The 20,121-nt window shown below is 67.8% G+C and carries 19 protein-coding genes; 9 read left to right on the top strand and 10 right to left on the bottom strand.

The window, feature by feature from the left end:
• Window positions 1–16 precede the first annotated feature (16 nt).
• The 3 genes from OHA40_RS30110 to OHA40_RS30100 are packed head-to-tail and all read left to right on the top strand — an operon-like array spanning window position 17 to window position 4,217.
• Entirely contained in the window at window positions 17–1,582 is a 1,566-nt protein-coding gene (locus tag OHA40_RS30110; RefSeq protein WP_330230215.1) for a glycosyltransferase family 87 protein, read from the top strand.
• The gene (locus tag OHA40_RS30105; protein WP_330230214.1) at window positions 1,579–2,856 is read left to right on the top strand and encodes a flavin-containing monooxygenase; all 1,278 of its coding nucleotides are present in this window, start codon (window positions 1,579–1,581) and stop codon (window positions 2,854–2,856) included. The genes OHA40_RS30110 and OHA40_RS30105 overlap by 4 nt, the downstream gene beginning before the upstream one ends.
• 11 nt (window positions 2,857–2,867) lie before the next feature.
• A complete protein-coding gene (locus OHA40_RS30100) occupies window positions 2,868–4,217 on the top strand; it encodes a cytochrome P450 (RefSeq protein WP_330230213.1) in 1,350 nt (449 codons plus the stop codon).
• 248 nt (window positions 4,218–4,465) lie between these two features.
• Here OHA40_RS30100 and OHA40_RS30095 read toward each other — a convergent pair whose 3' ends face one another.
• Window positions 4,466–6,994, bottom strand: a complete 2,529-nt coding sequence (locus OHA40_RS30095) for a beta-ketoacyl synthase N-terminal-like domain-containing protein (RefSeq protein WP_330230212.1) — start codon at window positions 6,992–6,994, stop codon at window positions 4,466–4,468.
• A 144-nt stretch (window positions 6,995–7,138) separates the two neighbouring features.
• On the opposite strand from OHA40_RS30095, the gene OHA40_RS30090 reads away from it, so the two are divergent.
• The 3 genes from OHA40_RS30090 (at window position 7,139) to OHA40_RS30080 (ending at window position 9,644) form a co-directional block, all read left to right on the top strand.
• Window positions 7,139–7,621: a GtrA family protein gene (locus OHA40_RS30090; protein ID WP_330230211.1), complete on the top strand. Its 483-nt coding sequence runs from the start codon at window positions 7,139–7,141 to the stop codon at window positions 7,619–7,621.
• A 105-nt stretch (window positions 7,622–7,726) separates the two neighbouring features.
• Entirely contained in the window at window positions 7,727–9,088 is a 1,362-nt protein-coding gene (locus OHA40_RS30085; RefSeq protein WP_330230210.1) for a M20/M25/M40 family metallo-hydrolase, read from the top strand.
• Window positions 9,089–9,110: 22 nt separating this feature from the next.
• Window positions 9,111–9,644: a YbhB/YbcL family Raf kinase inhibitor-like protein gene (locus tag OHA40_RS30080; protein WP_330230209.1), complete on the top strand. Its 534-nt coding sequence runs from the start codon at window positions 9,111–9,113 to the stop codon at window positions 9,642–9,644.
• Between the two features lie 921 nt (window positions 9,645–10,565).
• Here OHA40_RS30080 and OHA40_RS30075 read toward each other — a convergent pair.
• From OHA40_RS30075 to OHA40_RS30065, 3 genes are all read right to left on the bottom strand, one after another.
• On the bottom strand, window positions 10,566–11,393 hold the full coding sequence (locus tag OHA40_RS30075; RefSeq protein WP_330234434.1) for a class I SAM-dependent methyltransferase: 828 nt from the start codon (window positions 11,391–11,393) through the stop codon (window positions 10,566–10,568).
• 88 nt (window positions 11,394–11,481) lie between these two features.
• A complete protein-coding gene (locus tag OHA40_RS30070) occupies window positions 11,482–11,664 on the bottom strand; it encodes a hypothetical protein (RefSeq protein ID WP_330230208.1) in 183 nt (60 codons plus the stop codon).
• Between the two features lie 100 nt (window positions 11,665–11,764).
• Complete coding sequence (locus tag OHA40_RS30065) at window positions 11,765–12,088, bottom strand: hypothetical protein (RefSeq protein WP_330234500.1); 324 nt, start codon at window positions 12,086–12,088, stop codon at window positions 11,765–11,767.
• On the opposite strand from OHA40_RS30065, the gene OHA40_RS30060 reads away from it, so the two are divergent.
• Both OHA40_RS30060 and OHA40_RS30055 read left to right on the top strand, forming a co-directional pair.
• Window positions 11,999–12,355: a TetR-like C-terminal domain-containing protein gene (locus tag OHA40_RS30060; RefSeq protein ID WP_330234433.1), complete on the top strand. Its 357-nt coding sequence runs from the start codon at window positions 11,999–12,001 to the stop codon at window positions 12,353–12,355. The genes OHA40_RS30065 and OHA40_RS30060 overlap by 90 nt on opposite strands.
• A gap of 305 nt (window positions 12,356–12,660) precedes the next feature.
• On the top strand, window positions 12,661–13,062 hold the full coding sequence (locus OHA40_RS30055; protein WP_330230207.1) for a nuclear transport factor 2 family protein: 402 nt from the start codon (window positions 12,661–12,663) through the stop codon (window positions 13,060–13,062).
• A gap of 210 nt (window positions 13,063–13,272) precedes the next feature.
• Here the strand turns inward: OHA40_RS30055 and OHA40_RS30050 are convergent, their stop codons facing one another.
• The 5 genes from OHA40_RS30050 to OHA40_RS30030 form a co-directional block, all read right to left on the bottom strand.
• The gene (locus OHA40_RS30050) at window positions 13,273–13,422 is read right to left on the bottom strand and encodes a hypothetical protein (RefSeq protein WP_330230206.1); all 150 of its coding nucleotides are present in this window, start codon (window positions 13,420–13,422) and stop codon (window positions 13,273–13,275) included.
• A 250-nt stretch (window positions 13,423–13,672) separates the two neighbouring features.
• Window positions 13,673–15,505 (bottom strand): AMP-dependent synthetase/ligase, encoded by a 1,833-nt coding sequence (locus OHA40_RS30045; protein WP_330230205.1) that lies wholly within the window; start codon window positions 15,503–15,505, stop codon window positions 13,673–13,675.
• A gap of 158 nt (window positions 15,506–15,663) precedes the next feature.
• A complete protein-coding gene (locus OHA40_RS30040) occupies window positions 15,664–16,404 on the bottom strand; it encodes a GTP cyclohydrolase II (protein ID WP_330230204.1) in 741 nt (246 codons plus the stop codon).
• Window positions 16,401–17,897: a PfkB family carbohydrate kinase gene (locus OHA40_RS30035; RefSeq protein WP_330230203.1), complete on the bottom strand. Its 1,497-nt coding sequence runs from the start codon at window positions 17,895–17,897 to the stop codon at window positions 16,401–16,403. Before OHA40_RS30035 ends, OHA40_RS30040 begins: the two co-directional genes overlap by 4 nt.
• 325 nt (window positions 17,898–18,222) lie before the next feature.
• Complete coding sequence (locus OHA40_RS30030; RefSeq protein WP_330230202.1) at window positions 18,223–18,552, bottom strand: hypothetical protein; 330 nt, start codon at window positions 18,550–18,552, stop codon at window positions 18,223–18,225.
• Window positions 18,553–18,650: 98 nt separating this feature from the next.
• On the opposite strand from OHA40_RS30030, the gene OHA40_RS30025 reads away from it, so the two are divergent.
• Window positions 18,651–19,028, top strand: coding sequence for a hypothetical protein (locus tag OHA40_RS30025; RefSeq protein ID WP_330230201.1), 378 nt, complete (start codon window positions 18,651–18,653; stop codon window positions 19,026–19,028).
• Window positions 19,029–19,042: 14 nt separating this feature from the next.
• Here the strand turns inward: OHA40_RS30025 and OHA40_RS30020 are convergent, their stop codons facing one another.
• Entirely contained in the window at window positions 19,043–20,119 is a 1,077-nt protein-coding gene (locus OHA40_RS30020; protein ID WP_330230200.1) for a quinone-dependent dihydroorotate dehydrogenase, read from the bottom strand.
• Window positions 20,120–20,121: the final 2 nt, after the last annotated feature.

The following is a 20,121-nucleotide window of genomic DNA, read 5'->3' as shown; positions in this document are numbered from 1 at the left end:
AAACCGTAGGTTGCAGATGATATCCAGGACATGGACCCGCTTCCGGGGTTCGCTCGACTACTACGCCGCGATGTACGCGGTGTTCGTCGTCGGCATTCTCGTCCCCGTCGTGATGATCGTGCTCGCGCTCACCGGCCTGCCAGGACCGGTCACCGCGGTACTCGGCATTGTCTGCGCCGCAGTACTTTTCGTGCTGTTCGCGCCGACGGTCCCAGCCGAGTGGCGGGACGTGGTGCGCAGCAAGCCGATCGTGGTGCGTGTGCTGTGGAGTGTGGTCATCCTGCTCGTCGTCGCGGTGCTGGCCCGGCTGACGCAGTTCATCCTCGACGCGGACAACGTCGAGGCCTCCCTGTCGGCCGAGGACGACTTCCTGGTCGAGAAGTCCCACCTGTCCGGTTACATCAGCGGGGCGCTGATGGCCGAGCACGAGCCCGCGAGCCTCTATGACCGGCACCGGTACGAATCGCCGCAGGCGGATTCGGTGCTGCCCAGCGTGGCTCCGCAGGATCGCGACGCCTACCTGTACCCGCCGCCGTTCCTGCTGCTGCCGCGGTTGCTGCTGTTGTTCAGCCACGATTTCGCCACGCTGCGGGCGCTGTGGTACTCGCTGTACGTCGCGATCGTGCTGGTGGCGATGTTCGCCATCGCCCGCTGGATCGGCGGCAGGCAGGGCGCCGTGCTGGCGGCGCTCACCCCGGTGGTGTGGATCAGCCTGCCGACGCTGGCGACCCTGCAGATCGGCAACATCCACGTGCTGGTGCTCTACGTGGGCGCGGCGGGCGCCATGGTGTTGTTCCAGTTGCGGCGCAATATCCTCGGCGGTGCGGCGCTGGCATTCGCGATCATCGCCAAGGTCTCCCCGGCGATCCTGCTGGTCTATCTGCTCGTGCAGCGACGCTGGCGGCCCGCGGTGTGGACCGCGGCGTTCTGCGGCTTGTATTCGGCGGCGACGCTGGCGATCTTCGGCTGGGAGCCGTGGCGGAACTTCCTGTCCGACGGCACCTGGCAGCGGCTGGCCAGCGGCGAGTTCCATGAGTTCGTGCTCGTGGAACGGGCCAACCAGCTGGTCAACTACTCGCCGTTCGGGCTGCCGTACAAGGCGGAGATCATGGGCTTGGACCTCGGCGATCCGACCGGTCCCGCCCGCGTGATCACCAACATCTACACGCTGTTGCTGCTGATCCTGGTGGCCGTCACCGCGATTCGCATCCACCGCCGTGTGGCCGCGGGTGCGCAGGGTCCGCGGTTGCGCGCCGAGCAGATCGCCATCTGGCTGGCGGTGCTGACGCTGGCGTCGTTCCGAGCCCCGTTCGGGCCGTGGGTGTACATCGCCGTGGGCGCGGTGTGGATGCTCGCCGTGTACGCCGGGCTCATGCGCGGCGGCGCACGCACCGTCGCACTGCTGACCGTGGCCTGGATGGTCTCCGCGGTCTACAACGAGAACGTCTACTTCACGCTGGTGGGGCAGACGGTCATTTACGCCGCCTGCTTCGTGGTGGCATGGCGCGCGAGCGCGGGAACCGAACCGGACCCGGCGCCCCGCACCGCCGAGCCCCGGTCCGAACGGGTGGGTGCGGCATGAGCAGTTACTGTGTGATCGGCGCGGGCGCGGCGGGATTGGCGACCGCCCGCGGATTCGCCGCGCGCGGCCTGGACTTCGAGATACTCGAGGCCGCCGACGGAATCGGCGGGATCTGGGATGCGCGGCGGGCGGACTCGCCGGTCAGCCACAACACGCATGTCATCGCTTCCAAAGGGGTGCAGGCGTTTTCGGGATTCCCGATGCCCGAGGACTATCCCGACTATCCCGGGCACGAGCTCGTGCTGCGGTATCTGCACTCCTACGCCGACACGTTCGATCTATGGCCGCGCATCCGGTTGAACACCGCGGTGCAACGGATCGAACCCGCGGACGAGGGATGGACGGTGAGGCTGGCCGACGGCTCCGAGCGCTCCTACGCGGGGGTCGTCATCGCCACCGGGCACGACCGCACCCCGCGCAGCATCGACATTCCCGGTACCGGCACGGTGCCGGTACTGCACTCGAGCGAATACCGGCATCCCGAACAGGTACTGGGAAAGCGTGTGCTGGTGATCGGCGCCGGACAGTCGGCCGCCGACATCCTGTCCGACTGCGCGGTGAACGCGTCACTGACCCTGCACAGCAGCAGACGCGGGTTCTACTGCATGCCCAAATACCTGCTCGGCCGCCCGACCGACACCATGTTGCAGGGCCGGATGTGGCGGCCGCTGCGCAAACGGGCCTTCGAGCGGTTGTTCGGGTATCTGCGCGGCCGGTCGCGCTCGTTCGGGCTTCCCGTGCCCGACTTCGACCGGGGCATCGTCATCCCGATGCTGGGTGACCAACTGCACCACCACTACACCCACGGCGACATCACGCCGAAACCCGACGTCACCGCGATCGACGACGACCGGGTCACCTTCGCCGACGGCACCGAGGAGAAGGTCGATCTGGTGGTGCTGGCCACCGGATTCGTGCCGAACTATCCCGTCGTCGACCGCGCCCACCTCAACTGGGCCGAGGGCAGTCTGCGACCGGGCTTGTATCTCAACATCTTTCCACCGCACACCCGCGACCTGTTCGTGGTGGGGATGGTGCGGCCGATCGGCTCGCACTGGGATGTGTACGAGAAACAGGCCGAGCTGGTCACCGAGTATCTGCGCGCGAAAGCGGCTGATCCGCAGCGGGTCGCGCGCTTCGACCGCGCCACCCAGGGCCGCCAACCCGACCTGTACGCCGGGCTGCGGCTCTATCACGCCGACCAGTACCCGCTGGTGGTGGAGAAACAGGACTACGTGAACCAGCTGCGCAAGCACGCCAAGCTCTTGAAGTGAAAGGTCGGACCATGAAAGCACCCGGGCCAGGTCTGGTGGAAACCGGACGCATGCTGCCGAAATTGGCGAAGAACCCGCTCGCCACAGTGGGCGAGCTGCTGGACGGTTACGGCGACGTCGTGCGGGTCAAGGCGGGCCCGATGCTGGTCTACCTCGTCGCGGACCCGGCGATGACCGAGTACGTGCTCAAGGACAACTACACCAACTACCGCAAGAGCCCGATCTACGACGAGTTCAGCATCCTGCTCGGCGACGGCCAGCTGACCACCAACAACCTGGAATACTGGCGCAAGCAGCGCAAACTCATCTCCCCGGCGTTCTCCCACTCGCACGTCAAGGGTTTCGCCGACGACATCACCGACAGCGCCGCGGCGATGCTCGACGGCTGGGACGCCGCGGCCGGGGAGTTCCGCGACATCTACGACGACTACGTCAAGCTGTTGCTCGCCGTGACCGGCCGGATCCTGTTCAGCATCGACCTGTCCACTGGCACCACCCAGGTGACCGACGCGATGCGGGCGGCATTCGCGCTCATCATGAAGCGGGTGAACGCGCCGGTGAAGCTGCCGCAGTCCTTCCCGACTCCCGAGGCGCGCCGGGTCGCGCGCAAGGTCGACGAACTCGACGACGTGGTGCGTCATCTCATCGACGAACGCCGTCGAGGCGCCGACACCATCGACGTGCTCACCGCGCTGGTGCGCGCCCGTGACGAGGGCGGCCAAGGCATGCGCGAGGAGGACCTGCTCAACGAGATCAAGACCCTCCTGGTCGCGGGCCACGAGTCCCCGGCGAACGCGCTCTCGTGGGCGTGCTACCTGCTGGCCACCCATCCCGAGATTCAGGAGCGGTTGGCCGAGGAGGTGCGCGCGGCGATCGGCGACCGCACGCCGAGCTTCGCCGATCTCGGGCAGCTCGGCTACTGCCGCATGGTCATCGAGGAGACCATGCGGCTGTATCCGCCCGCCTGGATCGTGGAGCGCACGCCGATCGCCGACGACGAGATCGGCGGCTACCACGTTCCCGCCGGAGCGCGAGTCACCTTGTGCATGTACTACATTCACCGCGACAAGCGACTGTGGGACGACCCGGAGCAGTTCCGTCCGGAGCGTTTCACCGACCAAGAGGTGGCCGAGCGGCACAAGTTCGCGTTCTTCCCGTTCTCCGGCGGTCCACGCATCTGCCTGGGCAAGGACATGTCGATGACGGAGATGGTGCTGATCCTGGCGATGACGGTGCAGCGTTTCCGGCTCGAACTCGACGACGCCCACCCGGTGGTGCCGCTGGCCTCGGTGAATCTGCGACCGGAATTCGGCATCCGCATTCGGCCGGTCCGCCGCGTCACCCAGTCGGCGACCACCTGACCGAGTCCGGGTACGACCGGGTCGCGTCCGGCTGGCCGGACGCCTGCATGCCGGCCACGATGCCGCGACTCGATCGCTGGCCTGGGTCGCCCAGTGCGGGTGGGTGGTGACGTAGAGGCGATCGGTCTCGACGGCCGACAGGATGATCTCCGCGGCACGGGCGGCGGGCATGACCTCCTCCGCCAACTGGGTGACAGTGCCGTGCGCGGGCGCGAACCGCTCCCATTGTTCGCGGCGCGAATCCCGCGTCAGCCCAGGAGTTCTCGGCTCAGTGCGAGGAGCTCGGCGGTGGAGAGGGCTTCCTCGTCCAGCGTCGGTTCGAGAACCGCCGCCCGGGAAGGCGGCCTGGCGACGGATTCCGCTGCATGGCTCACGGGGACGAGGCGGGTCCCCAGTTCAGCGGCCAGCAGCTCGACAGTGGGGCACCCCCAGATGATGGCGGCCGGGACGTCGATGCCGAGCCGGGCGCTGAGGCGCGCGCTGAGCTCCACCGCATGCACCGAGCCGATTCCGAGCTGGTCGAAGTTCTGGCGCACGTCGACGCGATCAGCCGGGATGCCGACGACCTCGGCCAGCTCATTCGTGACCATGGCGGCAAGCGCCGCGACGTCGGACTCGACGGTACTTCCCGGCTCCCCGGAATCGGTGAGCCGATCGATCGATGCCGAATCACGAGCGGGCGCAGCGGGTTCGATCGCAGCGGAATCGATCGCCGACGATTCGCTCGGCGCGGTATCCGACTCGGTGCGCCGCTTGGTCACGGCGGGACTCGAACTACCAACGACAGCAGGGGATTCGACCAGCGCGGCATAGTCCGACGACTCGATGTCAGGCTCGACGCGCTCGGTCGCCGTACGCCGCGGGGTCGATCGACCAATGGAGGCAGTGAATTCGGCTGACGCGGAATAGGTCCCCGAGGACTCGGGCCGGTCGACACCAGGCTCTTCACCGGGGGCCTCCGGGGCAGCCCAATGCCGTTGCCGCTGAAACGGATAGGTGGGCAGCGAGATCGGACGGCCCGTTGGGTTGACTGCCACCCAGTCGGGCTCGACGCCACGCCGGAACAGCGTGCCCGCCGCTTCCAGCAGCTCACGCCGGCCCACCGTGCCCGGCCGCAGAGCCGCGGACAGCAGTCGGCTCAGCACCTCGTTTTCCCTGTCAGCGGCGCTGTCCGCATCGTCGGCCCCGGTCGCGTCGAGGTAGCTGTCGAGGAACTCGACAACGTGGTCCACATTCTCGGCCACCACTGACAGCCGATAGCGCAACGGCGTTCTCGTGGCGAGCGTATGCGCGAGGTCACCGAGGAGGATACCGGGTTCGCTCCGGAGATGGTCGCGCAGACGACGGGCGTGCGCCCGTAACGCGGCCTCGGTGCGCGAGGACAGCACCACCAGCCGTTCCGGGGCATCGGACGCGGTCACCGGTGCGGTTCGGGGCGCCGCTTCGGCGATCACGTGGGCGTTGGAGCCGCCGAAACCGAACGCGCTCACCGCGGCACGTGCCGGACCATCGTGCCGGGGCCACGGCAACGCGGTGTCAGCGACCCGCAGTCCCACCGCCGCCAACTCGAAATCGGATGGCGCACGGTCGAAATGGAGGCTGCGCGGCATGCGGCGGTGCGACAGGGCGAGGGCGACCTTCACCAGACCCGCCATTCCCGCGGCCGCCTCGGTGTGACCGATATTGGTTTTGAGGGAGCCGACCGTCAACGGGTCATCGGCGGCGCGGCCGGTTCCATAGACTTCGGCCAGCGCGGACAGTTCCGCGCGGTCACCGACGGCGGTGCCCGTGCCGTGCGCCTCGACGTAGTCGATCGTCACCGGGTCGACACCCGCTCGCGTGCACGCCCGCCGCAGTAGCTGCCGCTGCCCCTCGGCGCTGCTGGCGGGCATGGAGCGGTGGCTGCCGTTGTTGTTGGTGGCGCTGCCCAGCAGGGTGCAATAGACGCGGTCGCCGTCACGCAGCGCCTGCGTCAGCGGTTTGAGCACAACCACCGCGCCACCCTCGCCGCGCGCGTAGCCGTCCGCGGAGGCGTCGAAGGTGCGGGAGCGGCCGTGTGCGGACAGCACGCCCAGCGCGGACAGACCGATCGCGGTCTCGGGAATCAGGTTCAACTGCACGCCACCGGCGATCGCGAGCACGCTCTCACCCGCCCGCAGCGCTTGGCAGGCCAGATGCACCGCGACCAGCGATCCCGCGCAGGAGGCGTTCACGGTCATGCTCGGTCCGTCGAAACCCAGGAAGTACGACACCCGGTTGGCGATGACGCCCTCGACGTCGCCGGTACTGGTGAACGGCGTGATCGCGGTGGCGCCCCGAGCGAGTTTGACGGCGCGATAGTCGTTGAACTTGTTGGCGAAATACACGCCGGTCTCCGGAACCCGGTCGGGCCGGATGCCCGCGTCCTCGAACGCTTCCCAGGCCAATTCCAGCGCCAAGCGCTGCTGCGGATCCATATCCGCCGCCTCGCGCGGGGTGATCCCGAAGAACTCGGCGTCGAACCCGGCGACATCCGGCAGATAGCCCCCGGCGACCGACACCGTCTTGCCCGCGGCGGCGCGGTCGGAATCGCGATAGTCACCGGACCACCGGCCCGGCGGCGGCGCGTCGGCGACCGCGTCGGTCTCCTCGATCAGCAAGCGCCACAACGCTTCCGGTGAATCCGCACCTCCGGCGAAGCGGCAGCTCATCCCGACCACGGCGATGGGCTCTGCGGCCCGCACCGGCGTGTCGCGCTCTGCCTGCTGGTGACGGGTGCGCCGCTTGGACTTCTTCACGCTGTCTTCTCACCTGCCCGCGATGCACCGACCGTACGTCCGCGGAATATGCGGTGCGGTGAATCTGCCGATCTTGTTGTGGGGTCGGGACATGTGCCGGAGACTTTACCTGTGCTATTTTCCGAACGCCCCGTTTTCGCTCGGGTGACGTCCGCGCTGGGGGGCCAGGCACGGCGTCGAGAACTGATCCGATTCGCTTCCGTCGGCGTCGCCGCGTTCACGCTGGACACCGCGGTCTTCCTGACCCTGAAGAGCACTGTGCTCGAGTCGCATCCGGTCACCGCCAAAGTCCTCGCGGTGCTCGCGGCGATCACGCTGTCGTATGTGCTGAACAAGCAATGGTCCTTCAGCGCGCGCGGCGGGCGGCGCGGCCATCACGAGGCCGCGCTGTTCTACCTGGTCAGTTTCCTGGCCGTCGCGATCAATACCGCGCCGTTGTGGGTTTCACGGTATGTGCTGCACCTGGAGGTGCCCGAGGTCTCCCGGTTCACCCAGAACCTGGCCGATTTCGTGGCCGCGCAGCTGATCGGCACCGCTTTGGGCATGGTGTTCCGATTCTGGGCGTTCGTACGAGTGGTGTTCCCCGATGAGGTCGACCCCACCGGCACCGAGTTGCGATCACCCTGATGACAATCCCGCCGCGGGTGATCACGCACGATGCGGGCCGCGTGGCTCCGACGCGACACCCCGGCGGCGCGCCCGCACTGTTGTCCGGGTGGTAGGAAAGGGGACGTGTCCGCAACTGGCGAAGGAATCGACCCGAACAAAAGCACCCGCGCGGTGTCGGAAGTGGTGGAGCTGGTCAGCACGCTGATCCGCTTCGACACCTCCAACACCGGCGACCTTGCCACCACCAAGGGGGAGCGCGAGTGCGCACAGTGGGTGGCCGACCAGCTGCACCAGGCGGGTTATGTCACCGAGTACGTGGAGTCCGGCGCCCCGGGACGCGGCAATGTCTTCGCCCGGCTGGAAGGCGCGGATCGCAATCGTGGCGCGCTGATGATCCACGGGCACCTGGACGTGGTGCCGGCCGAGGCCGCCGACTGGAGTGTGCACCCGTTCTCCGGTGCCGTCCGCGACGGCTACGTGTGGGGTCGCGGCGCGATCGACATGAAGGACATGGTCGGGATGGCGCTGGCGGTGGCCCGCCAGTTCAAGCTCGAGGGCACGGTACCTCCGCGCGATCTGGTCTTCGCCTTCCTCGCCGACGAGGAGAACGGCGGCAAGTGGGGCTCGCAGTGGCTGGTGGACAACCGGCCCGACCTGTTCGCCGGCGTCACCGAGGCGGTGGGGGAGGTCGGCGGCTTCTCGCTGACCGTGCCGCGCCCCGACGGCACCGAACGCAGGCTATATCTGGTGGAGACCGCCGAGAAGGGGCTGGGCTGGATGCGGTTGCGCGCCAAGGCCCGCGCGGGACACGGCTCGTTCCTGCACGAAGACAACGCGGTGACCGTCCTCGCCGACGCGGTAGCACGATTGGGCAAACACACCTTCCCCCTTGTGCTTTCGGATTCGGTGGCCGCGTTCCTGGCCGCCGTCGCCGAAGAGACCGGCCTCGAGTTCGACCCGTCGAGCCCCGATATCGAAGGCCAGCTGGCGAAGCTGGGCACGATCTCGCGCATCATCGGCGCGACGCTGCGCGACACCGCGAACCCGACCATGCTGCAGGCGGGATACAAGGCCAACGTGATCCCGCAGACCGCCGAGGCGGTGGTGGACTGCCGCGTGGTCCCGGGGCGGCAGGCGGCGTTCGAACGCGAGGTGGACGAGCTGATCGGCCCCTATGTCGAACGCGAGTGGATCACCAAACTCGACTCCTACGAGACGACTTTCGACGGCGATCTGGTCGACGCGATGAACAACGCCGTGCTCGCCCACGATGCCCGGGGCCGCACGGTGCCCTACATGCTCTCCGGCGGCACAGACGCGAAAGCGTTCGCCCGCCTGGGGATTCGCTGCTTCGGTTTCGCCCCGCTGCAGCTGCCCCCTGAGCTGGACTTCACCGCTCTGTTCCACGGCGTCGACGAGCGGGTACCGGTGGAGGCCCTCGAATTCGGCACCCGCGTGCTGGAACACTTCCTACTGCACAGCTGAACCGACCCGGAAAAGAGGCTTCATGACCCACAACCCGTACGACGCACTGCCTCAGGTACCGTCGTTCACCCTCACTTCCACCGACGTGACCGACGGCCAGCCGTTGCACAACGATCAGGTCAGTGGCGTGTTCGGCGCGGGCGGCAAAGACATCTCCCCGCAGCTGTCCTGGTCGGGCTTTCCCGCGGAAACCAAGAGCTTCGCGGTCACCGTCTACGACCCCGACGCGCCCACCGCCTCCGGCTTCTGGCACTGGGCTGTCGCCGATATCCCGGGCACCGTGACCTCCCTGCCCAGCGGCGCGGGCAGCGGCGAGGAAGGCGGCGCCCTCCCGACCGGCGCCATCACGCTCCGCAACGACGGCGGCTTCCACGGCTTCGTCGGGTCCGCCCCGCCGCCCGGGCACGGCCCGCACCGCTACTTCATCGTCGTCCACGCCGTCGACGTCGAAAGCCTCGGTATCGACGAGAACGCCACCCCCGCCTACCTCGGCTTCAACCTGTTCTCCCACACCCTGGCCCGCGCCACCCTGATCGGCACCTACGAGCAGAAGTAGGCTCCCCTGGCGCACCAGACATCGGCGTCGCGGCCGATGTCCAGCCGAGCGACCCGGCCGTCAGTCCGCCGTCGTCACTGCGGATCGCAAGAGTTCCTGGACGCCGTGGGTGGTCGTCTACCCGATCACACCGAGACCGCGTCGTCCACCCCTGTCGGTGGCATAGGTGGTGTCGGATGATCGTGACGTTGACGTTGCCGTTCACGGTGTCCGTGACCGGGCCGGGGGCCATGCGGACCGGGGCCAGGCCGACCGGGATCGTGACGGTACGCGACGGCGCGTCGGTCACCGGCACCATGCCGTCCCTCGTGTTGCTGACGTTGACGGTGCCGGTGACCGGGCCGGGGGCCAGGCCGACCGGGGCCGGGCCGACCGGGATGGTGACGATGTGCTCCGACAGCCTGGGTGACGGCGGTCGGCGCGGCATCTGGAGTCCGGTCGCCTGTGTCGAGTGTCCAATAGGCGATGCCCCCACCGGCAACCGCGACGAGGATCGCGAGCAAGGCAGCCAGGATCGGAACCCTGCGGCGCCGGACCGAAGTATCCGTCTTCGCCGCCTCCCGTGGCGTCGTAGGGCACACCGGACCGCTGGGGGCACTCGGAGCATCAGGGGAGAAGTCGATCGAATCCGAGGTGAAGGGCTCACCGGCCGGACGACGCGCTGAAGACGAGTGTCTCTGGCGGTTGGGTGACAATAGAAGCCTCCATGGTTGGCAGGTTGCTGTACTGGCTCCTCAATGGTCATGGATGGACGGCGGTCGGGGATACGACCACACGGGGGGTTTCGGCCGTCCCCTCGGGTCTGAATTGCTCCCCCTTGGGTGGGTTGATCCGGCCGAGAATCGACAACGCACGATCGCTGGTCGGTTTCGATAGGCAGCCGCGCGTGCCTCGACCTGGAGTACAAGCCGACGGCCCGCGTCAGAAGGCGTAGCGGTGGTACTGGGCGATCATCCGCATTGCCGGAACCAGCGACATCACCCTTCCCATCAACCGATAGCCGCCGGAGACTCCCCGCTGGAACGACTCGGAGTCGAATACCGATATCGCGGCGAGCTGCCGAACTCCGGGCACAGCGGAGACGATGTCGTCGGGACCATTGATCGCCCAGTACAGCGTCGCACCGGAGCGCCGAACGACCGGGTTGATTTTCTGCGACCTGATCCCGAGGGCGTTGAATGCGTCGAATTGCAGTTCACCGGAGGGAAAGTGCTCGACCACTGCGCGCAGTAGGGCGACGCCGGTGTCTTCGGTGAGGTACATGGTCAAGCCCTCGGCGATCATCAGCACCGGCCGGTCGGCGGGGATCGCTTGCAGCCACGCCGGATCCGTCACGGAGGCGGCGACACGGTGATGGTGCTCGCGGGCGGGGTAGAGCTGCTCGTGCAGCGTGATCACCTCGGGGTAATCGACGTCATACCACTCGACTTCGGGGCCGGGATCCAGCCGGAACGCCCGGCTGTCCAGCCCGCAACCGAGGTGCAATACCGCGGCACGGTCATGCAGGGCGAGGAACTCGCGGGCCCAGTTGTCGAAGTGGACCGTGCGAACTGTCACTCCGGATTGGTTGCGTCTCGTGATTCTCGTGCTTCGCCAGTCGTAGTCGATCCGGCGTACCGCATCCCTGGCCCAGGTGTCGCCCAGAAGCGGGTTTTCGGCCTCGGCGTCCAGCGCCTTGGCATACAGCGTTGCGAGCATCGTCTGCGGTGCTCCGGTGAGGTCGACGTGGATCTTCTCGGCTTCGGGCAGCTCATCATCCTTTGAACGCATGTTCAATATATTAAACGCGCGTTCAATCGACAGTCAAAGACCGCGCCAGGCGGTGTCGGCCCGGCATTCAGGCGCCGGCGAGTCTGTCGTCGCCATAGTTGTGCACAAAGCCACTGACGGAGGCGAGAGCGCGGTCGTCGGTGTGTGTCAGCGCCGGTCGCAGCACAAGGGCACAGAACGCGTCCGTCCCGTAGATGACGCCGGTCGCCAATACGGCGACGGCGGTGAGGACCGCATGGACGGTGGTCACGACAGCTCCTCCAGCAGGCTCGGCCGGGTCGGTTGCCAACCGAGTTCGGCCCGCGCCCGAGTGCTGGTGGCGACCTGGTCGAGCAGGAACGCCTCGACCATCACCCCCATGCCCGCATCGCGTCGGCCGGATCCCAAGGCTCCACTCGGGCACCCGCCCGGTCGGCGACCGCGGACGCGACATCGGTGACCCGCACCGAGTCGTCCAGGTCAACACTCGCCTGGTCGCCGACCGCGTCGGCTATCGCGCACCGGTTGTCTACGAATACTTCGCAAGCAGGTACGCGCTCCTGCTCGCCGTCGTCGACCAGGGGTTCGGAGAACTCGCTCATCGCCTGGCCGCTGCGCAAACCGAGACCGACCAGCGTGACCGGCTGCTGGCGGCGGCGAATGCCTACTGGGACTTCGCCTTCGAGCAGCCGCATCCGTATCGGCTCATGCACAACCTGCTGAACGTGCCGTTCCGCACAGCCGACGCGCCACCGGCCGCGGTCGCGTGCTTCGACGTGCTTGCCGGGATCGCGGCGGCCGACCAGCCCGAGCACCCCGCGACGGCCCTCGACTCGGACGCCCCCGCCGACCTGTTCTGGGCGCACCTGCACGGACTGGTGATCCTCGCCCTCGACGGACGCATCAAGGGTGGCGCCGACCGAGCGCGCGCATTGCTGCCATATGTCGTGACGCGACTGTAGAACCGGCAGACCGAGGTGATGTTGGTGGAGCGACACTATTGAGACCCGGGACTATTGGCCCGGTTGGCGGTGGTATTGCACCCAGGTGCTGGCGGACAAAGGCGGAGACTCCCCTGCGTGCGGGGGCCCGCCCCGGCGACCAACGCACCTCGGAAAACATGGGTGGCAACCAAGAAATTCGGCCCCACCTCGTGTTTTGTGGCTACTGACAGCGGGAAGCCGCTGACTCCGGTGATGCCACCGGCTGGGCCAGTACAACGAGCTCTCTATCGAACAAACGTTCCCATCCCGGCTAAGCTTTGTCAGTGACCAACGAGAACCCCACCGAGGGCGCCATCCATCGCTACTTCGATGCACTCCAGACCGGGACCCCGACGCTCCTGAAGGAGTGCTTCACCGATGACGCGCGATGGTTCGCACCAGGCCGTCTGCCCAACTCCGGAATCTGGCACGGGCCGAACGCCATCGTTGAGGAGTTCTTTCCGATCGCGATGGCCAGGATGCAGCCGGGGTCGTTCACCACTGAACTGCTCAGCCTGACCATCGGCGACTCGAACGCCGTCGTCGAGTGGCGATCGAGGGCGACCACGATATCGGGCCACGAGTACGACAACGCCTACATCGCGAACTTCATCGTCACGGACGGCAAGATCTCCGAGGTGCGCGAGTACTTCGACACCCACCGCGGCGAGACGCTGTACCAGTAGGACGGCTTCAGTAGCGATGCACCGGGCGAAGCGGCAAGACGGCTCCGGAGCCGTTCGCTATCACGAGGCGGGGCGCCGCTCGGGCCAGCCCGCGTAGTCGTCGAGATGCGCGGTGGTGTTCCGCTCGTGGCAGACCACCTACGTGACCTGGAAGCTGTCGCAATATTTGCGATGGCGCGGGATGCAAGAAGGTCGTTCGTGGATTCGCGTTTACTGCTCGTCGTCCGCCTCTCCACGTCGAGCCGCCTCTACCGCGGCGGCCAACTCCGCACGCAGACGCTGGGCGGTCGCGTCGTCGCCGGCGTCCTCGGCGGTGGTGACGTCCTGGCGGAGCTGGGCGATCATGTCTCGGGAAACCATGCGTCCTCCTTGATTCTCGTGTTCGACCGCGCGCCATGGGAGACATGGCCACGGACGGAGCCGGATTCGCTCCGCGCGTGCAGCATGACCGGTATCGCCATGCCGAAACACCAGCTGCGCTTCCGCATGGTGTGGGGACGAAGACCGAGTGGACGGTTTCGCAACGGGAGGCATGCAGAAGTCCGCCGCGACGCTTCATGACTGTGGCCCTGGACGGAATGTCCAGGGCCACAGCGCTTTCCGGTGGATTCTACTTGACGTTGACGACCCGGTCGGAGGCGTTCTCGGCATACAGCGCCTGGATCTCGGCCTGGTACTTGGTCGCGATCGGGACGCGCTTGAGCGACATCTTGGGCGTCAGCTCGTCGCCGCCGGGTTCCCAGACCGCGCCGAGGATGGTGAAACGCTTGATCTGTTCGACGCGCGAGAGTTTCGCATTGCCCGCCTGCACCGCGGCGAGCACTTCCTCGACGATCTCCCGGCGGGTGGCCAGGGTGGTGATGTCGTCGGCGGTGGCGTCGAGTTCCTTGGCGCGCAGCGCGGCGACGTCGGCGTCGAGCACGATCAGCGCGGCGATGTAAGGCTTGGCGTCGCCGATCGCGACCGCCTGACCGATCAGCGAGGACGCGGCCTTGGCGGCGTTTTCGATGTTGCTGGGCGCGATGTTCTTGCCCGCCTCGTTGATGATCAGTTCCTTCTTGCGGTCCACGATCCGCAGGTAGCCGTCGGCGTCGAGGGTGCCGATATCGCCGGTGTGCAGCCAGCCGTCGGAGTCGATCGCCTCGGCGGTCTTGTCCGGCATGTTGCGGTAGCCGCGGGTGACGATCGGACCGCGCACCAGGACCTCGCCGTCGGCGTCGAGCCGCAGCTCCATGCCGTCCACCGGGCGCCCGACCGAACCGGGACGCGGCTTGGCCAGTTCGGTGTAGGTGCCCACGCCGCTGGTCTCGGACATACCCCACACCTCGCTGACGGTGAAGCCGAGGCCAAGGAAGTATTCCAAGGTCTCCGGCGGGATGGGGGCCGCGCCGGAGGAGGCGACCTTCAGCTGATCCAAACCGAGTGCGTGGCGCAGCTTGGACAGCACCAGGGTTTCGGCGATCGTGTGCTGCACCGACAGCAGCGGACCGCGACCTTTACCGGCCAGATCCGCCCGTGCGGCGGCGATGCCGGTGCCGATCGCCCAGTTGGCCAGTGCCTTCTTCACCGGGCTCGGTTCGGCGGCGAGCCTGCCCTCGACACCCGCCTTGATCTTCTGCCACACCCGTGGCACGCCGAAGAAGATGGTCGGGCGCGCGTCGGGCAGGGCGGCGGCGACCTCGCGTGGGTCGGGGACGGTGGTGATCTGGATGCCGGTGAGCAGGTTGATCGCGTGTCCGGAGATCCGGTCGGCGACGTGCGCGGCGGGCAGGTAGGACACGGCGCGGTCATCGAGCCCGACCTGCAGTGGGCCGTTGACCAGCGCGATGATCTGGGCGAGCACGTTGCGGTGGGTGATCTCCACGCCCTTGGACGGGCCGGTGGTGCCGGAGGTGTAGATCAGGGTGGCCAGGTCGTCGGCTCGAACCGCTTGCCAGGCGGCGTCGAAATCGAATTCCGCGGCGGGCGCGGCCTCGACCTGCTCGAGGGTGATGGTGTCCGCGGCGGGGCCGTCGACCATGACGATGTGCTCGAGCGGCACGCCGGCGGCGGTGATCCGGTCGAGGAAAACCTGTTCGGTCACCACGACTTTATTGCCCGCGTTGGTGAACAGGTGGGTGATCTGCTCGGGGGAGCTGGTGTTGTAGATCGAGAACGGGGTCGCGCCCACGTGCAGCGCCGCGGTGTCGACCAGGTTGAATTCGGGCCGGTTGGTGAGCATGATGCCGACGGTGTCGCCGTGCCGGACGCCGAGGCCTGCCAGGCCCGCCGCGATGGAACGCACCCGTTCGGCGTAATCGCGCCAGGTGTACTCCTGGGTGCCGCCCACCTTGCGCAGGGCGATCTGGTCGGGGCGCAGTCGCGCGGTCTCCTGGAATGCCGCGGGCACGGTGTAGACCGTTTTGCCCGATTCGTGCGCGTATCCGATGTCTGTTGTCGTCATATCCCTGTTCCCGCTATCTCTGGCGTGGACCGAACTCCGGTGTTCGCCGACGCCCGATCCGAGACTCGCACGCTCGAGTCGGCGCGCGCCACGTGTGGCGCGGCTCACTCATGGTAGCGAGACACAGGGATTGTCGTGGCTCTTACATCGAGGAACCTCTATGCACCGATCAGATCGGCCGCGGAGGCGGAGCCGGGACGGGGGCGGGCGGCTTCGCCGGGTGTAATGACCACCGGATCGGCGGCCGATGCTTCGTCGTTCTGAGCGGCACCGCAGGGCTCCTCGACCGCCCACGGCACGGAATCGGTCGGAATCCAGTGCTTGCGCCGAATGCGCTTGGCTTCGAGGTACTCGCGGGCCCGCTCACTGAGCGCCCGTGTCCGCAACGGCACCGCGGTCACCTGCAAACCTCCCTGCCGCAGCGCGTCGACCTTGGCAGGATTGTTGGTGAGCAGCTGCACCGAGCGCAATCCCAGCTCAGCCAGTGCGCGGGCGGTCGCGGAGTAGGTGCGGGCGTCGGCAGGATAACCGAGGTTCTCGTAGCTGGTGAAGGTGTCGGCGCCGGAGCGCTCGCTTTCGCGGTATCCCAGAGCCTTCGCGATCAGCCCCGCGCCGCGCCCTTCCTGCTCCAGGTACACCAGCACCCCCGACCCCGCGGCCTGGATGAGATCCAGCGCCGTGTCGAGTTCAGGCCCGCAGTCGCAGTCCTGGGACTGCAGCGCCTCCCCGTACAAGCAGCGCGAGTGCACCCGCACCAGGCACCCGTCGGCCACCTCGCCGAACAGCAGCAAGTGCCCCTGTTCGTTGTCGCCGTGCAGCTCCACCACCCGAACTCGCAGATCATGCCCCTTGCGACGGAACCGATGGTCGGTATCGGCAAGGTCCACAATTCTGGTCAATGCTCCTCCGTAGCGAGTCTGAAAATCCGTTCGACTTCACTCACCAGCGGCATCGCTCCCGGGACGTCCCCGACCGATTGCGTCGCCACCATCGCGGCGGTCGCCCAGACGTAGTCGTTGCGTGCGGCGGGGCGGCGCGATGAGACGAGACGATAGGCCAAGGCGGCGGAGAAGGCAGCGTAAGCGCCGACCGAATGCTCCAGTGCCGTCGGGAACGGATGAAACCGGTCGCTGACCTCGTCCGACCACACCGCGCAGCGGAAATCCTGGAGCGCGCACACCGCCCGCACACCGAGCGCGCGCAACAACGTCGCGGTTGTCTCCCCGGTCGCACCCTCGGAGACCATCGCCAGCGCGTCCAGGTCCTTGTCGCCGCCGACGAGGTAATCCACCACGCCGAGGTACTGGTAGAGGTACTGCGGGCGATCCAGCGGCGGCGCCGGATGCACGACCACCAGCGGCCGGGATCGCAGCCCGCGCAGATCCGCCATGATCTGCTCGATCACCCCGGTGGGCTGCTCGAAGGTCAGCAGCAGCGCGTCGGAGGTGGCGATCGCGGAGCGGATCGCGTCGCTGCGTAAATCCTGGGCGCTCAACCTGATTCGCTCGTCTTTACAGCCGATCGTGCTCGCCGCGCCGGTGCCTGCGACGATCACCGCGGTGACCGGCGTCGGCGCGTAGGGCACCACCTTCACCAGTTCGGTGTCGACTCGCTCGCTGCGCAGGTATTCCAGGATGCGGCCGCCCGCGTCGTCGTCGCCGACCGCCGAGATCAGCCGCACCCGCAGACCGAGCCGCGCCGCGGCGACCGCACGGGTGAGGCCTTTGCCACCGGGATGTTCCTCGTAACCGCCGCGGGTGGTGCCCCCGGCGCCGGGGATCCGGTCGACCAGGTACATGTGGTCGATGACCGCATCGCCGATCACGGTCACCACACCGCGGTGCGTCGCCGAATTCGATTCGGCCACAGCATTGTTCAATGCCGTCGCGGCGTCGATCACGTGCGCTCCGTCGAACACCGAGGCCGTGGCCAGCTGCGCGGCCAGCGCGGTGAACGCACGGCGCTCGGGCGCCCCGCGCAGGGACCGCACCGTCGGCGCGACGAGGATCGGTTGCGCCCCAACGGCTTCGTGCAGCACCTGCCAGTACGCGGTGAGGTATTCGCGCCGCACCCCCAGATCCGCGGCGTAGAGCCGGCCGGGATCGATGTCGGCGGGCGGATTTTCGCGCAGCAGCCCCAACGACAGTTCCGCGTCGACGATGAGCCGGTCGGTGGGCTCCAATCGCCCCGCGAGGTCGCGCACCAGCGGCAGCACCGCTTCTTCCCGGTCGATGCCCGCGCGCCGCGCGTACTGGCGTACGGCCAGCAGGTCGAGCAGCGGCAATACGTCGATTTCGGTGCTGCGCAACCGATCCGAGCTCAGGCCGGACCGCTTGCACAGCCGGGTGAGGATATTGCGAACGGCAACCATTCCCGAGTCCTGCGGGACCATGGGCGACCCTCCTCGATCGGCGCGACACCGGAGCGTCGAGCGCACATAGGCCACGCAAATCGGGTTTAGCCGGCGGGCAAATTGTCAATTACCAAATTACAACGGCAATTGCGCTCGGGGAACGGCAAATGCCACACTGGATGTGGCGATCCCCATCGCACCACCAGGCACGGGAGGGCTGGTGATGAGAATGATTCACCGAATACGGCAGATTCGACGGCGACACCGCACCGCCGGACCGGATAGCGATCTGGCGCCGAAGTCGGTGGTGGACTAAACGAGCCGCCGGACAACCCCGCACCACCGCATCCCGACCAGCCACGCGTCAGCGCGAAGGCATTCCCCACCCGCCACGCCCCGCACCGGGGCCGGGCTCACCATGCACCCGGCCGGTACGCGGCGACAACTCCTCGGGCACGACGACCGGCCTGGCGATCCACGCCGCCACTCGCGCACCCAACAGCCAACGCGCACCGACACGGGCGAGCATGCCTGCCGCGAGGGAACGATGCGGCCGGTACGCCCACCGGCACACCAGAGCCGCCGCGCCACCGAGCGCCCCACTCGGCCGCCCGGCTCGGCCACCCGACCCATCGGCCAGGCACACGCTGCCGCACTCGCCGACACCGCGGAAATCACGGTGCAGCGCATCCACCGCGCTGTACCAGCGGATGCACGACTGGAGGCATTCGTGATCATCGAACTCAGCACCCTGGAGCCGGCCTCACTCCACCTGTTGCACCGGAGACGACGATGACCATTCACGCCACCGAATGGACAATGACCAGCGACATCACCCCGGAAGCCGCCTACCGGGACACCGACACCACCGATGGCTGGCGGCTGAGCTGGCTGCCGGATCGGCGGCTGACCCGCACCCAGGCGCTGGCGGGCATGCGCTTGGACGAACTGCTCAGCGACCCGCGCATGGTGCACGACCGGATGGCCCAGGCCCGCGTCGAGGTCTACGCCGATGAACTGGGCATCCTGCGCGATCACGCGGTGATCCTGCTGGCCAAGCGGATGGCGGCGCGGCTGGAGCAGGAAGTGCGACCCAACGGGGACCCGACGCCGCCGGGGCGCGGGCCGCGGCGCAGCCACACGATCGAACCTCCGTTGGTCCACGGCTGAACCTGCGCCGGAGTTCAGGCGTGGGCTGTGTGCTCCGCGCCCACGGCCTCGGCGACGCTCCGGTATCCACCGGCACGCAACCGCTGCGCCAGACCACGGTGGATCCTGCGCATCCAGAACGGGCCGCCGTAGATGAAGCCGGTATAGCCCTGCAGCAGCGTCGCCCCGGCGAGGACACGTTCCCACGCCTGGTCGACCGTTTCGATACCGCCGACCGAGATCAGTACCAGCCGGTCACCGACCCGCCGGTACAGCCGGCGCAACACCTCGAGGGAACGGTCCGCGACCGGCGGCCCGGACAGACCGCCCGCGCCCATGGCGTCGACCGCGTCCGGATCGCTGCGCAGACCGTCGCGGCGAATGGTGGTGTTGGTGGCCACGATGCCCGCCAACCCCAGCTCGACGGCCAGATCGGCGACCGCGTCGATGTCCTCGTCGGACAGATCCGGTGCGATCTTCACCAGCACCGGCACCTGCACACTGTCCAGCACGGCCCGCAACAGCGGCCGCAGCGATTCGACCGCCTGCAGATCCCGCAGGCCGGGCGTGTTGGGGGAGCTGACGTTGACCACGACGAAATCGGCCAGCGGCCCCAGCAGCGCGGCGCTGGTGGCGTAGTCGGCGGCGGCATGATCGGGTTCGACGATCTTCGTCTTGCCGATATTGGCTCCGATCGGCACTCCGCCGCGCCGCGCGCGCAGCCGTTCGGCGGCCGCGGCGGCGCCGTGGTTGTTGAACCCCATCCGGTTGATCAGGGCACGGTCGGCGGGCAGCCGGAACAGCCGCGGTGCGGGATTGCCGGGCTGTGGCTGGGCGGTGACGGTGCCGATCTCGGCGAAACCGAACCCCAGCGGCGCCCAGGCGTCGACACCGTCGGCGTTCTTGTCGAATCCGGCGGCCAAACCCAGCGGCGCGGGGAATTCGACCCCGAACGCGGTGGTACGCAGAATCGGGTCGTCGGTGGCGAGAATATTGCTCATCGCCCAGCGCAGCGGCGCACACCAGGCGGCGAACCGCATGGCGGTGAAGACGAGGTGGTGGATGCGTTCCGGCGCGACCAGGAACATCAGTCGGAGCAGCAGGGCGTACATCG

Origin of the sequence: Nocardia sp. NBC_00508 (assembly GCF_036346875.1) — a bacterium.
Lineage (GTDB): Bacteria > Actinomycetota > Actinomycetes > Mycobacteriales > Mycobacteriaceae > Nocardia.
Note: the sequence above shows the minus strand (reverse complement) of the source record. Positions and strands in the feature narration are given on the sequence as shown.